Origin of the sequence: Sphingorhabdus sp. EL138 (assembly GCF_945890115.1) — a bacterium.
GTDB lineage: Bacteria > Pseudomonadota > Alphaproteobacteria > Sphingomonadales > Sphingomonadaceae > Sphingorhabdus_B.
Window position 1 is genome coordinate 25,898 of record NZ_CAMDCK010000013.1, and the last position, 14,631, is coordinate 40,528.

The 14,631-nt window shown below is 56.3% G+C and carries 12 protein-coding genes; 9 read left to right on the top strand and 3 right to left on the bottom strand.

From position 1 onward, the window contains the following. Positions 1–27: 27 nt before the first annotated feature. The 3 genes from Q0O07_RS07630 to Q0O07_RS07640 all read left to right on the top strand — a co-directional run bounded on the left by Q0O07_RS07630 (position 28) and on the right by Q0O07_RS07640 (position 3,554). The gene (locus Q0O07_RS07630; RefSeq protein WP_295492204.1) at positions 28–1,524 is read left to right on the top strand and encodes a phosphoesterase; all 1,497 of its coding nucleotides are present in this window, start codon (positions 28–30) and stop codon (positions 1,522–1,524) included. A gap of 215 nt (positions 1,525–1,739) precedes the next feature. Then, complete coding sequence (locus Q0O07_RS07635; protein WP_295492205.1) at positions 1,740–2,075, top strand: helix-turn-helix transcriptional regulator; 336 nt, start codon at positions 1,740–1,742, stop codon at positions 2,073–2,075. 117 nt (positions 2,076–2,192) lie between these two features. After that, complete coding sequence (locus tag Q0O07_RS07640) at positions 2,193–3,554, top strand: alginate export family protein (RefSeq protein ID WP_295492207.1); 1,362 nt, start codon at positions 2,193–2,195, stop codon at positions 3,552–3,554. Positions 3,555–3,886: 332 nt separating this feature from the next. On the opposite strand, the gene Q0O07_RS07645 is transcribed toward Q0O07_RS07640, so the two are convergent. Further along, positions 3,887–4,054, bottom strand: a complete 168-nt coding sequence (locus Q0O07_RS07645) for a hypothetical protein (protein ID WP_295492208.1) — start codon at positions 4,052–4,054, stop codon at positions 3,887–3,889. Positions 4,055–4,611: 557 nt separating this feature from the next. On the opposite strand from Q0O07_RS07645, the gene acs reads away from it, so the two are divergent. Beyond that, on the top strand, positions 4,612–6,549 hold the full coding sequence (gene acs / locus Q0O07_RS07650) for an acetate--CoA ligase (RefSeq protein WP_295492210.1): 1,938 nt from the start codon (positions 4,612–4,614) through the stop codon (positions 6,547–6,549). A gap of 12 nt (positions 6,550–6,561) precedes the next feature. Here the strand turns inward: acs and Q0O07_RS07655 are convergent, their stop codons facing one another. After that, positions 6,562–7,578 (bottom strand): LacI family DNA-binding transcriptional regulator, encoded by a 1,017-nt coding sequence (locus tag Q0O07_RS07655; RefSeq protein ID WP_295492212.1) that lies wholly within the window; start codon positions 7,576–7,578, stop codon positions 6,562–6,564. A 31-nt stretch (positions 7,579–7,609) separates the two neighbouring features. Continuing rightward, complete coding sequence (gene ald / locus Q0O07_RS07660) at positions 7,610–8,737, bottom strand: alanine dehydrogenase (protein ID WP_295492214.1); 1,128 nt, start codon at positions 8,735–8,737, stop codon at positions 7,610–7,612. A 129-nt stretch (positions 8,738–8,866) separates the two neighbouring features. Between ald and Q0O07_RS07665 the strand changes: the two genes are divergently transcribed. From Q0O07_RS07665 to Q0O07_RS07685, 5 genes are all read left to right on the top strand, one after another. Next, positions 8,867–9,337, top strand: coding sequence for an Lrp/AsnC family transcriptional regulator (locus tag Q0O07_RS07665; RefSeq protein WP_295492216.1), 471 nt, complete (start codon positions 8,867–8,869; stop codon positions 9,335–9,337). 315 nt (positions 9,338–9,652) lie between these two features. Continuing rightward, positions 9,653–10,375: a TorF family putative porin gene (locus Q0O07_RS07670; protein ID WP_295492218.1), complete on the top strand. Its 723-nt coding sequence runs from the start codon at positions 9,653–9,655 to the stop codon at positions 10,373–10,375. A 120-nt stretch (positions 10,376–10,495) separates the two neighbouring features. Next, positions 10,496–11,842 carry a glutamine synthetase family protein gene (locus Q0O07_RS07675; protein WP_295492220.1) on the top strand — a complete coding sequence of 449 codons (1,347 nt, stop codon included), beginning with the start codon at positions 10,496–10,498 and terminating at the stop codon, positions 11,840–11,842. Positions 11,843–11,986: 144 nt separating this feature from the next. Further along, entirely contained in the window at positions 11,987–13,267 is a 1,281-nt protein-coding gene (locus tag Q0O07_RS07680; RefSeq protein WP_295492222.1) for an FAD-binding oxidoreductase, read from the top strand. After that, positions 13,264–14,631, top strand: coding sequence for an aspartate aminotransferase family protein (locus tag Q0O07_RS07685; RefSeq protein ID WP_295492224.1), 1,368 nt, complete (start codon positions 13,264–13,266; stop codon positions 14,629–14,631). Before Q0O07_RS07680 ends, Q0O07_RS07685 begins: the two co-directional genes overlap by 4 nt.

The following is a 14,631-nucleotide window of genomic DNA, read 5'->3' on the forward strand; positions in this document are numbered from 1 at the left end:
CAGCGGGCACCCAAATGGAGCGGTACCATGCGCCTAATCACTCTGGCGGCATGGACCGCTTTTTGCGTTTCCCCCGTCCTCGCCCATGATGGTCACGGGGGCCTCGTCGAGCACGACAAGAATACGTCCACCGCCGGTGCCGTGCCCGCCAAGGGCCGACTGTGGTTGCCCGGCGACCATCACATTCACAGTGAATTTAGCGCCGATTACGAACCCAATCCGGCTAGTCCGCAGACGGCACCGACCCCGCTGCTCGGCAAGGATGGGCGCTATTCGATCGCTCGTAATGCAGAGATGGCGCGCCGTTTTGGCTTAGGCTGGATGGTGAGCACCGATCACGGCGGGCCCAATCACAGCAAGCTGAATTACGAACAGGCCTGGCCCGAAGTCGACAAAGCGCGCGCCGCTGTGCCGGAAATGTTGATCTTTTATGGCATGGAGTTTGACACGCCGGCCGGCGATCATTCGAGCTTAATCATCCCTTTCACTGGTGATGAACGCGCGCAGTTGCGTGCCATTGAATCCGGCTTTTCTAAGCGCGACCCATGGCCGGTAGACAAAGCCTGGGACAGCGAAGGCCGCATGATTGACGCGCTGAAACTGATGCGCGACCAAAAGGTGCCGCCGGTGCTGATTGCCAATCACCCGAGCCGCTCCGCCACCGCGCCCTTTGCGTGGGGCCTTTATACCCCTGCGGAGTTCCGTAACTGGAATGATACCGCGCCCATGATATCGGTAGGCATGGAAGGTGCGCCCGGTCATCAGGCTGCTGCAATCAATACCGATGGCAGTATCGATGCAACCGGCGCGCGTGGAGGCTATCGTAATGCACCCACGCTCGGCGGATTTGACCAAATGACTGCACAACTCGGCGGGTTCTGGGACTCGATACTTGGCGAAGGGCGGCGGTGGTGGATCACTGCTACTTCAGATTCACATTCCCATTGGCGCGACGGTGGAAGCGATTTTTGGCCGGGCGAATATTCAAAGACCTACGTCCATGCCCGCAGAGAACATCGTGATGTGCTTGACGGCGTGCGAAATGGCCGCATGTTTGTCACCACTGGTGATCTTATAAGCGAATTGGATGTCACTGTTACAGCACTTGGCGGCCGGAAGACGGCCAATATGGGTGGAGCAATTTTGGTCAAGACCGGCGACGATGTGGCAATTGTGATGCGTTTGCGCGATCCGTCCGGCGCTAACCATGGTGGGTACATGCCTGAGGTGGCACGGGTCGATCTCATCATAGGTGATGTAACTGGACCAGTTACCGATCGTTCGGCAGACGTTAACCCAAGCACGCGTGTGGAAAAGCGTTTTGCTGCTAGCGATTGGACGCGATCAGGCGAAGTGCTTACGATGCGCCACACGCTCCGTAATGTGCAGGATCCATTTTATGTCAGAGTTCGCGGCACCAACACCAGCCAAATTGAACCAACAGCAGATGCCAAAGGCGAAAATCCATGGGAAGATCTGTGGTTTTATAGCAACCCTATATTTGTGAAATTAGCCAGACCCTAGCAAGTTCTTAAGTTTGCGCCTGAGCGCAGATGGAAGCAAAGCGCCATATCCAAGATTGGTATAACACATAGCTGAAGCGATCGCCGCCCATTTTTGGTGACAGTGTACCGCAGGCCATATATCTACAAATAGACGCATAACAGAAGGCCAACACCCACTTGACCAGAGAGGCTTGATATGATATTTCCATAATTCTCAAAACATAGGAATTAAACATGGCAAGACACACTTGGGCGGTCGAGGCGCTAAGTGCGCTGGCCCATGAGACCCGCCTTCGCGTGTTTCGGCTGCTGGTGCAGGCGGGTGCGGAGGGCATGACTGCGGGCGCGATCGCCGCTGCGGTCGATGTGCCTGCGTCAACCATGTCACACCATATCGCCACCTTGGAGCGGGCAGGGCTCGCGCAGTCCGAGCGCGAGAGCCGGATGATCCATTACCGCGCCGAATATGATGGCATGCGCCGACTCCTCTCGTTCCTGATCGAAGACTGCTGTCAGCAACGGCCGGAGATGTGCGCCGACCTGGTCAGCGCGCTGGCCTGCAAGCCTTGAGGGGGAAGCAATGACCGACAAGAATAACAATATGCGGTTTCTGTGCATGGGCAACAGTGTCCACTTAATCCCAGACAAGGCGTGCCTCCAGACGATGCGCTACGCACCCGGTGGGGCGTGAAAACGCGCCTCATCATCGCCGCGAGTGTCGTGGTACTGGCGCCAGCGCAGGCGATGGCTGCGCCGCCAACACTTCAGGATAGTATAGGAGGCCCCGAGTGGGTGACGCTGTCGGGAAGCAGTCGCCTGCGATACGAAGCGCTCGAAGGCCAGCCGCGCGCGGTCCTGAACGCGACAGACGAGCAACTGGCTATACGCACGATCATCACGGCGCAGGCCGACCTGCAAGGCATTAAGGTCAACGCCGAGTTGCATGACAGTCGTGCCTGGCTGACCAAGCCGGGCGGTGTGGTGAGCGCGAACGAAGTGAACACCTTCGAACTGGTCCAGGCGAACATCGCGGGGGATGTCAGCCTTGGCGGCGGTGCCAAATTGTCGCTACAATTGGGTCGCATGACGCTCGGCCTCGGTTCCCGACGGCTGGTTGCGGCAGACGACTACCGCAATGCCACCAACGGCTACACCGGCTTGCGCTCGGACCTGCGCACCAAAAACGGTCTGGCGGCGACGATGATCTATGTCCTGCCGCATATTCGCCTGCCCGACGACCTGCCCTCGATAAAGGCGCAGCAGCCTCAGTGGGACCGGGAAAGCTTCGATTTGCAGCTCTGGGGCGGGCTTGTCTCGCACACCGGGCTTGTGCGTCAACTCACGCTCGAAGTCGGCTATTTCGGCGTGCTGGAGCGCGACTGGCCGGGCCGCGTCACGCGGCAACGCGACCTCGACAGCTTCAGCGCACGCCTGATCCGTGATCCCCGGCCAGGCAAGGTCGATTTCGAGCTGGAGGGTATCTACCAGTCGGGAACCGTTCGGGCGAGCGGCTCGACCAGTGCGGCGATCCTGCCGGTGCGCGCCTGGTTCATGCATGCCGATGCCGGCTACTCCTTTTCCGGTCCTGCGAAAGTGCGGCTTTCGCTGGAATATGACCGCGCCAGTGGCGACGAGCCCGGCGGGAAGTTCGGGCGGTTCGACACGTTGTTCGGAATGCGCGGTGCCGACCTTGCGCAGTCGGGTATCTACAATGCGATTGGCCGAGCCAACATCAGTGCTGTCGGCGTTCGCCTGGAGAAGGGCCTCGCGAACCGCTGGGAAGGTTACCTCACCTACAAACCAATGTGGCTCGCCAGCCGGACGGATTCCTTCTCGACCACCGGGGTGCGAGACCTCACCGGTAGCGCCGGGAACTTCGCAGGCCACCAGGTCGAAATGCAGTTGCGATACTGGTTGGTGCCTAAATTCCTGCGCGGACAACTCAGCGCCGTGAACCTTTCAAAGGGCCGCTTCCTGCGCACCGCGCCGAACGTCGTTACTGGGGCCGACACGCGCTACGTCGCAACCACAATCAGCGTACATTTCTGAACCTGGTATCCGCTCGCGGATTCGTCTGGTCGAGTAAGACCCGCGGCGGACATCGGCAAGTCAGAATGACAGGTTTGGGGATTGGCAGTTGTTCCGTACAGCGACCACAAATTGGTTGCTGCGCCATCATACTGACTGGAAACATATCATTATTTTGTCGGCCGGCGGAGCGTTTACTCGGTCAGTGGACGGGGGATTAGGGTGATTTCTGTTTGGCGCCCATCGATGAAGCGCACGTTAGTTCCATTAAAAAATGCGTTCTCTTCAGTCCGGAAATCTACGCGCTGACCGCCCCATTCGGACACTGCGGCGTAAGTTGTCAGCTCAATTGACTAAGCAGTATTGGCGGCAATCAACCCGCTGCCGCGTGGATCAGCATTCTGATTGTCCCAAAATCCGATGGAGGGACCTGCGCCGTGACCATGCAAACCAATTGGGTGCGTGTAAATCGATGGATCAAGCCCAGCCGCCAATGCTTCCGCCCGAGCAAGCGCCAGCACGTCGTTCCCACTGCGCCCAACCGCGGTTGTCACGCCGGGGTATCAAAGGCTCTTATACTCGGGCGTTCTTCAATGTCCCTGGAGCGGTAAACATTGACGGTGATAAGGGGCACGGTTGGTCTTACACGAATGAGTTGTTAGTCGATGATCAAAACATGACCTATCATCTGAATGGTATGTATTCTGATCTATATGTCCGGGAGAACGGACAGTAGGTGTTTGAAGAACGGGCATTTAGAAAGCTGCACATCGATCACCCTTATTAGGGTCAGGACCTATTTGCTTGCCGGGCAATGCCTTATACGGGATTATATGCTTTGGCCGCAATTCCCGACTGCAACCAAGCGCCAGTTTCATGGGTTGCATTAGCCTTTCCCCCGCGGCTTGTGCTGGCCGAATGTGCAGGGGATGTTATCTTCGCTGGACTTTGCCGTTGCGGACCTTGGGACTTTGGGCCTAGTTCGGAATGCGTCTGTGCTGGATTGCGGTCGGGGGTGCAGATGACTGCAGGCGGCATTATACGGACGTAGGCATGATAATTTTAGGGAGAGGGCAAAATGTCGGAAATCTATCCTGTTTCGGACGATTGGAAGAAAAAGGCTTTTGTCACGGCGGAGGGTTACAACGCCGCTTATGCCCAATCCGTCGGCGATCCGGATACATTCTGGCGCGAAGAGGCCAAGCGCCTCGACTGGATAACGCCCTTTACCAAAGTGAAGAATACGAGTTTTCACGAAGCTGATTTCGGCATTAAATGGTTTGAGGATGGCGCGTTGAACGTGTCTGCCAACTGCATTGATCGCCATTTGCCCGAACGCAAAGATGATATCGCAATCATCTGGGAAGGCGATGATCCCTCGCAGCAACGGCGGATCACTTTTGGCGAGTTGCACGCCGAAGTGTGCTTGATGGCCAACGCCTTGAAGGCATTAGGTGCACAAAAGGGCGACCGCATCACCATCTATATGCCGATGATTCCCGAAGCCGCGATGGCCATGCTTGCATGCACGCGCATTGGCGCCATCCATTCGATTGTCTTTGGCGGATTTTCGCCCGAAGCGCTTGCGGGTCGCATTCAGGATTGTGATTCCAATATTGTCATCACAGCCGATGCCGGCATGCGCGGCGGGAAGCTGGTGCCGTTGAAGCAGAATGTGGATGCAGCCTTAATGCAGTGCGCGTCGGTCAAGGCATGCCTTGTGGTGCGCCATGTGGGGAACGACATCGACATGCATGGCGCGCGCGACGTCTGGTATCACGATATCCGGATAACGGTCTCAAGCGATTGCGCGCCAGAAATCATGGGCGCAGAAGACCCGCTGTTCATTCTCTACACGTCGGGGTCCACCGGAAAGCCAAAGGGCGTGTTGCACACGACTGGCGGGTATCTGGTGTGGGCGGCGATGACGCATCATTATGTGTTCAACTATACGCCGGGCGACATATATTGGTGCGCTGCCGACATTGGCTGGGTCACGGGCCATAGCTATGTCGTTTATGGTCCGCTTGCCAATGGTGCGACGACCGTGATGTTTGAAGGCGTTCCCAATTATCCCGACCATAGCCGGTTCTGGCAAATTGTTGACCGTCATCAGGTCAATATTTTCTATGGCGCGCCAACGGCCTTGCGGTCACTGATGCGCGAAGGCGATGATTGGGTGAAGAAAACCTCCCGCAGTTCGCTGCGTTTGTTGGGGTCGGTCGGGGAACCGATCAATCCGGAGGCGTGGGAATGGTATTATCATGTCGTCGGCGAAGGCCGCTGCCCTATTGTCGACACTTATTGGCAGACCGAAACAGGCGCGACCATGATGACGCCTTTACCGGGCGCGCATGCGTTGAAACCGGGCGCGGCATCAAAGCCGATGTTTGGCGTGCAGCCGGTGCTTGTAGACGGCGACGGCAAAGTGCTGGAAGGCGCGACGGACGGGAATTTGTGCATGATCGACAGTTGGCCGGGTCAGATGCGCACAGTGTGGGGCGATCATGAGCGGTTTTTTCAAACCTATTTCACCACCTATCCCGGCAAATATTTCACGGGCGATGGATGTCGGCGCGATGCCGACGGTGATTATTGGATTACAGGGCGGGTTGACGACGTCATAAATGTTTCGGGACACCGAATGGGCACTGCTGAGGTTGAAAGCGCACTGGTCGCCCATGCCAAAGTCGCAGAGGCGGCGGTGGTCGGTTTCCCGCACGATATCAAAGGGCAGGGCATTTATGCTTATGTTACGCTCAATGCAAATGAGGTGGAGTCCGCGGACATACGCGCTGACCTCATCAAATGGGTGCGCCATGAAATCGGTCCGATCGCAACGCCTGATGTCATCCATTTTGCGCCGGGTTTACCGAAAACACGCTCGGGAAAAATCATGCGCCGGATATTGCGCAAAATTGCCGAAGGGGATGTGTCCAATTTGGGGGATATTTCGACCCTCGCGGATCCGTCGGTCGTGGACAATCTGGTACAATCAAGGTCTACCGACGTATAAATCGCTCTGGTTTCAGGCTGTTCCGCGTGTGAGCAGCCTTACCGGAACAGGCGCGATGCTGAGCGCTTCGCCTTTGAGCACGGCGATCAAAGCTTCGACCAGCATTTCGCCGGCTTGTACATAATCCTGCTCAATGGTTGTAAGTGGCGGCTGCGCATAAGCGCCCATCGCTATGCCATCAAACCCGATGACGCGGACATCCTGACCAATGTTGATGTCCTGTTCCTCGAGCGCGCGCATGGCACCGAGCGCGATAAAATCATTCGCACAGAACAAGCCATCGAAAGCGATTTTGTCGCGGAAGAGGCCTTTTACTGCGGCATAGCCTTGGTCTTCACGCACTGCGTTTTCGGGCAGCGGCGGGCAAATGGGCTGCATCCCCTTATCCGCCATCTGCGCCATATAGGTTGTCAGCCGGTCCTGAAACTGCGGCTGCTCGCTATGGGTGGGGCCAATATAGGCAATGTTTTTACAACCCTGTTGCAACAAATGGTCAATGGCCAGTTGCGCGCCTTCAACATTGTCACTTTTGATCGAAATCAGGTCTTCTTTGCTGGCGCCCCAGCAGATCATTGGTGTTTTGTGCCGGGCATATTCGCCGAAAAACTGCCAACCGGCAATATTCTGACCGCTACCAATGACGATGAGGCCATCGGCCTGTCGGGTGCCCGTATAATTGGCAAAGAAATTGGCAGGTGAATCCTGAAATGAGATGATCAGATTATAGCCCCGTTCGGAAGCCGACGCCGCAATGCAGCCCAATAACGACAGATAAAACGGGTTGATATTCGCCTTATTTTCACCCTGCCGACACAGGATGACAAGTGCGATCGAATATGTCTGCTGCGTGCGCAAGCGCAGCGCATTATGGTCAACCGAATAATTGAGTTCGTTCGCCAGCGCGACGATGCGCGCGCGCGTGGTTTCATTGACTTTCTTATCCCCGCGCAAGGCACGCGACACGGTGGGCTGCGACACCCCAAGCATCGCCGCAATTTGATGCGCCGTAATGCGTCCCTTTTTACCCATGCTATGGGGTTAGCACTGGCAGGTGGTCAAGTCACGCAGTGAGAGCCGTTTCCGGTGCAACAAAGTCCAAATTGAGGCTTTCTGCAACGGCTTGGCTGGTAACTTTGCCCTGATGCACGTTCAAACCGGCGCGCAAGCCGCGTCCAGTTTCTGTGCTGCTGTCCAACGCAGCTATGCCCTTGTTGGCAAGCGCAAGGCCATAAGGCAAGGTCGCGTTGTTGAGCGCGGCGGCGCTGGTCTGCGGGACGGCACCGGGCATATTGGCGACGCAATAATGGATGATGCCGTCAACAACATAGGTTGGTTCGGCATGGGTGGTGGGGCGTGATGTTTCAAAGCAACCCCCTTGGTCAATGGCGACATCGACTAAGACCGCCCCCGGCTTCATCCGTTTCAGCATCTCGCGGGTCACAAGGCGTGGCGCGCTTGCACCGGGAATAAGCACTGCGCCAATGACGGCGTCGGCTATACTTATTTCATGGTCGATAGTTTCAAGCGTCGAATAGCGCGTGCGCACCCGTCCGTTGAACATGTCGTCGAGTTGGCGCAGGCGGGGGATCGAACGGTCAACAATGGTGACCTCTGCGCCAAGGCCAACGGCCATACGCGCCGCATGCGTGCCAACAACGCCGCCGCCCAGTACGGTCACACGGCCAGCAGCCACACCCGGGACACCGCCGAGCAATATGCCTGCGCCACCTTCGCTGCGGCGCATGGCTTGGCCAGCCGCTTCAATTGCGAGGCGGCCAGCGACTTCGCTCATGGGCGCCAATAGGGGCAGGGTGCCACGATCATCGGTTACGGTTTCATAGGCAATGGCGGTGCATCCGCTGGCGATGAGGCCCTTTGCTTGTTCTGGATCGGGTGCAAGGTGCAAATAGGTGAACAGCAATTGGCCGGGGCAAAGCTGCACCCACTCGCTTGGCTGTGGTTCCTTGACCTTAACGATCATGTCGCAGCCTGCGAAAATTTCCGCTGCCGTTGCTGCGATTTCGGCACCTGCCGCGCGATAGGCCTCGTCACTTGCCATGATGCCAGCGCCAGCGCCCGATTGCACCAAAACCTGATGGCCATCGGCCACATATTCGCGGACCGCACCGGGCGTTAGGCCAACGCGATATTCATGAACCTTGATTTCGCTCGGGACGCCAACACGCATGAATTCTGCTCCTCAATATATGATGATGAAGACTAGCATTGTCGTGACGCCGAAACTGCGCAAAGATTCGACTTATATGGACATTTGGTGCATATATTCGTCGTATTTCGTCTATTGGATAAAAATAATATGCAACTTGATCGGGCGGACCGTAAATTACTGGGCGCGTTAGTGGCAAATGGCCGCGCGACTCAGATGGAGCTGGGGGAGGCGGCTGGACTATCCCCAAGCGCGGCGGCGCGGCGGCAAAAAGCCTTGGAAGATGAAGGCATATTGCGCGGCTATCGGGCCGATGTAAATTTGCGCAAGCTGGGGCTGGGGGCGACGGTCATGGTGACAATCACCCTCGATAGTCAAAGCGAGGAGGCGATGGCTGCGTTTGAGGCAGCGGTCGTCAACAGCCCGTCGACCATCCGTTGTCACCTCATGAGCGGGCGGAATGATTATCTGCTGGTCGTGCGCGCCGCATCTATTGAGGATTATGAAATCATTCACCGCCAAGAAATCGCTCGGTTGCCGCGGGTCGCGCGGATCGAAACCGCATTTGCGTTGCGCGAAGTGGTGAACCGAGCGGTTCCTCCCCGTCTTTTCGATACATAAAGCGGCTTAAACGCGACGATCAGGCACTGGTAACATTGCGGTGACTTGCCCGACATAAATGGTGTCTAGAATTGCGCAAGACTGTGTCCGTTATGTCACATGACTTAAAAAGGACAATGAGGTTGCGACAAAATTGCTTGCTTGGGGAACGCTTTAATGTTTGTGTGCACGTGCACAATAAAAGCATCGGTAAAGGCAAAGCCAGCCATTGCGTGGGCAAACAGATTTAGCGGGAAGAGAACGGCATAGGCCGTTGGTGGCGCATTGCGTGGCTATCAGGCTAGTATCTATTATACCTAAAGAAGGGGTAAAATTATGCGTAATTCCATGTTAAAATTGGCAGGCATCAGCGTTGCGATCAGCGCGATGGCGTTGTCGGCACCTGCTTTCGCACAAGACGAAGCGGCTGAAGCTGCTGGCCCAATCACGGTATCTGGCGGCGCTGCTCTGGTGTCCGACTATCGTTTTCGGGGCGTATCGCTTTCCGATAAGGGTTTTGCGATCCAGCCTTATTTGACGGTCAAACATGAGTCTGGCCTATATGTTGGCGCTTGGGGTTCCAATATTGCCGATAATGCCGGCGACGATCTTGAACTTGATCTCTACGCGGGCTTTAGCGGCGGCGACAAATTAACCTATGACATTGGCGCAACTTATTATGTCTATCCAGGCGTTTCGAGCGTCAATTATGTTGAGTTCACTGGAAAGCTGGGTTCAACCTTTGGCCCGGCAACGCTGGGTGTGCAATTGAGCTATGTCCCAAGCCAAGACAACACCGGCAATGACGACAATATCTATCTTGGTTCCAATGCCACCATCGCAGTGCCCAATTCCCCGATTTCAATCGTCGGAACATTGGGCATGGAAGATGGCGCGTTTACCTCTGGTAGTGACAAGCTCGATTGGTCGCTTGGCTTGAACGCGGCTGTTTCCGGTTTCACACTTGGTGCGTCTTATGTTGACACCAACCGCCGTTCGATCTTCGCACCCAAGGACAGCTCGTCTGGACTAATTTTCACGGTAAGCTACGGCTTCTGATGCTGAATTGAGCGTTTTCGGCGCGGCAAAACGCCGGTCGATGTAGAATAGACACATGCCGGGCTTGACCTTTCAAGTCCGGCATGCGCTTATTCGTCTTCCGAAAAACTGGTGAAAAAAATGTCCGTCAATCTTGCGAATTGGATCGCTGAGCACAAAATCGATGAGGTTGAGTGCATCGTGCCTGACATTAACGGTGTGCAACGGGGCAAGGTTTTGCCTGCGAAAAAATTTCTGTCATCGGTCCGTGACAAATCGCTGCGCATACCGGGCAGTGTTTTCATCTGCACCATTGACGGCCATTATCCCGAAGACATTGCGGACATTTGGGACAAGGATCCGGACAAAATCCTGGTCGCTGATCCCGATACAATTTGCGTTGCCCCCGGCTTTAAATCACCGACGGCTTTCGTGATTGCCGATGTCCTGCATGGCGACGGAACCGATGTTGAAATCGCCCCACGCACGATATTGAAAAAAGTACTTAACATGTATGCTGATCGCGGGTGGAAGCCGATTATGGCGCCTGAGGTCGAGTTTTACCTTGTCAGTCAGAATGTCGACCCCGACTTTCCGTTGATGCCACCAACGGGATCAAGTGGCCGGGCAGAAACCGCAAGCCAGCCTTATGGGTTGGAAGCGATGAACGAATATGAGGATATTATCGACCACATCTATGATGATTGTGAGTTGATGGGCCTCGATATCGATACGATGATCCACGAAATGGGTGCGGCGCAGTTGGAGGTGAACTTCGTCCATGGCGACCCGTTGAAGCTGGCGGACCAAGTGTTTCTGTTCAAGCGCACCGTCCGCGCGGTGGCAAAACAGCATGGCGTCTACGCTACCTTCATGGCGAACCCGATGGCTGGGCAGCCGGGCAGCGCAATGCATATCCACCAGTCGGTGGTTGACGCAGAAACTGGCCGCAACCTCTTCTCCAATGCCAATGGCAAGGACAGTGCGTTGTTCCGCAGTTATATCGCTGGCCTCGTCAAGTTTATGCCGCAGATATCGCCGCTCTGGGCGCCTAATGTGAACAGCTTCCGCCGGATGCGCCCCGATAGCGCCGCGCCGATTAACGTCCAATGGGGCGAAGACAATAGAAGCTGCGGTTTCCGCGTACCCATTTCGGACAAGGCCAACCGCCGCGTTGAAAACCGCCTGCCGGGTGCGGATTCCAACCCTTATCTCGCCATGGCGGCGTCGTTGGTCTGCGGCTATATCGGCATGGTGGAACGGATGGTGCCCGCCAAAGCAATCACCGGCAGCGCCTACAACCGCGCCCGCACCTTGCCGCGCACATTGGAAGCAGCCTTGGATCGGTTCAGCGCCTGCAAGCCCGTGCGGAACCTGCTAGGCGAAGAGTTTTTTGACATCTTCTACGCGGTCAAGGACTATGAATTGTTCAATTACCAGTCCGTGGTCTCAAGCTGGGAACGTGAGCATTTGTTGCTGAGGGTGTAACGTGAATCGCGTTTGCACATCGCTCTTTCGTCGTCATGTTGAACTTGTTTCAGCATCTATCCCGCAAAGCCGACAACCGCCTTTTGCTTATAAACGGACCTTGGAACGCCCGTCACCACAGGTGAACCAAGTTCAGGGTGAGCAATGAAAATGATCGGGGCAAGTGACCTCAACCAAAGCTATTACGCCGCAACGGCACAAGCTTGGGAAACGCAAGCTTCGTTGGCTTCTGCAGAAGACTGCGACATAGTCGTTATTGGCGGAGGATTTACGGGTCTTTCCGCCGCGCTGGCCTGCGCGGAAAAAGGCCTTTCGGTTATATTGCTTGAGGCCAACAGCATCGGCTTTGGCGCTTCGGGACGCAATGGTGGGCAACTCATTCCCGGCCTGCGCTGGTCGATGCGGGAAATTGACGCTGCGTTTGGGCGCGCACGCGCACAGGCTATATTTGATTTGGCGTATGGTGCGGTCGACCGGGTCAAGAACCGTATCGCCGAGCACCATATTTCGTGTGATGCAAAATCGGGGCATTTGGAAGCGGCCTATAAGCCAGCGCATTTTGATGCCATGCAGCGCGATGCCGCATTTTTGGCACAGCATTTTGGTTGGGAGGCACAAATCGTCCCGCCGCAGGATGTCGGGCGCCATATCAGCGGTGGAGGCTATCACGGCGGTATTTACGACCCCCAAGGCGGGCATTTTCATCCGTTGAATTACGCGCTTGGACTGGCCAAGGCGGCGCAAAAGGCTGGCGTGCGGATATATGAAAATAGCGCGGCCCAAACACTGGCCGATACAGGAACACATGTCGAAATACGGGCAGGGGCAGGAACTGTGACCGCCAAGCATGTCATCATGGCGGCTGACACTTGGACGGGCGGTATCGCGGCCCAACTGAGCAGCTACACCGTCCCAATCATGAATTATAACATTGCGACTGCGCCGCTATCGCATGCTGACCAATTGTTGCCAAGCGATGCAGCGGTTGCCGACAGCAGGTTTGTGCTGAACTATTTCCGCTTGAGCGCGGATAGACGCCTGATTTTTGGCGGTGGCGAGAAATATGTGCAGCAACCGCCCAGAGACATTGCGGCCTTCGTCCGCAAACATATGGTCGAGGTGTTCCCATCGCTTGCCCACACGCCAATTGATTATGCGTGGGGCGGTGCGGTAGGGGTCACTATAAACCGGCTGCCGCACATGGGACGCGCAGGAAATGTGTTTTTCGCCCACGGCTTTTCTGGCCATGGCGCGCTGGTGACGACGCTGGCGGGGGAATTGATGGCAGAGGCGGTGATTGGCACACTGTCCCGCTTTGATGTGTTCGCGAACTTACCGCACAACCGCTTTCCCGGTGGAAAATGGCTCGCGCGGCCCTTGGCGACGCTTGGGTTACTTTATTATGCGATGCGGGACCGACTATGATTGACCGCCAAGCGATAAACGACATGCGCGAACGCGAAATCGCGCGCTTCATTGCGGCTAACCCGAAATCGAAAGCGCACGCCCAAAGCGCGCAGGGCTGGTTCCAAGGTGTGCCGTTCCATTGGATGCTCGATTGGTCCACCCCATTTCCGATCGTCGCTCAGGCGGCGTCTGGCGCGACGCTGACGAGTATTGACGGGCAGATCTTCGATGATTTCTGCCTTGGAGATACTGCAAGCATGTTTGGCCACGCACCAGCGCCGCTGGCAAAAGCCATAGCCGAACAAGCGGAGCAGGGATTAAGCTATATGCTGCCCACGGCAAAGGGCGCAGAACTGGGCTGTATGCTTGCCGACATGTTCGGCCTGCCGCAATGGCAAGTCACGACCACAGCCAGCGAAGCCAACCGCGCCGTCATTCGTTGGTGCCGCGGCATAACAAGACGTGACAAGATTTTGATCTTCAACGGTTGCTATCATGGCGCGGTCGATGATGTTTTCGTCGACTTGCGTGATGGCCGCGCCGTCAACCGACCAAGCTTGATCGGGCAAGTGCAGGACTTGTTGCCAACCACCGTGGTCGTTGAATTTAACGATGTGGATGCGCTTGCCGCTGCTTTACGCGGCGGCGATATCGCTTGCGTCTTGGCAGAACCGTTGATGACCAACATCGGCATGGTGCGCGATGCGCCGGGGTTTCTTAAGGAACTACGCCAGCTTTGTGATGAAACTGGCACGATTTTGGTGCTCGATGAAACGCACACCATCTCGTCCGGCTATGGCGGACATAGCAACACGCACGGCCCAAAGCCCGACATATTGGTCGTGGGCAAATCCATCGGCGGCGGCGTGCCATGCGCGGTTTACGGCTTCACGGCGGAGATTGCCGAACGGATGGCGGCGCTGAATGCATCGCGTCCAGCGGGGCATAGCGGCATAGGCACGACCCTGTCCGCCAATGCGCTCGCCATAACCGCCATGCACGCGATGCTGGGGCAAGTGATTACGCACGACGCTTATGCCCATATGCTGTCCATGACTGACCGGCTGGTGGCGCAATTGAACGTGGTGATTGCGGCTAAGGGGGTGCAATGGCATGTCAGCCATGTCGGTGCGCGCGTTGAATTGGTCTGTTGCGCAAAGCCGCCCCGCAATGGCAGCGAAGCACGCGCAGCGATGGACCATGCACTGGAAGCAACCATCCACCTCTATCTTGCCAATCGCGGCATATTGCTCGCGCCATTCCACAATATGATGCTGGTCAGTCCGGTAACGCAAGCCGCACAGGTTGACCGCCTCGCCGCAGAGTTGAACAATGCGCTGACTGAGCTATTAGTATTTGAAAATTCGGGCGGACGGAAGTGA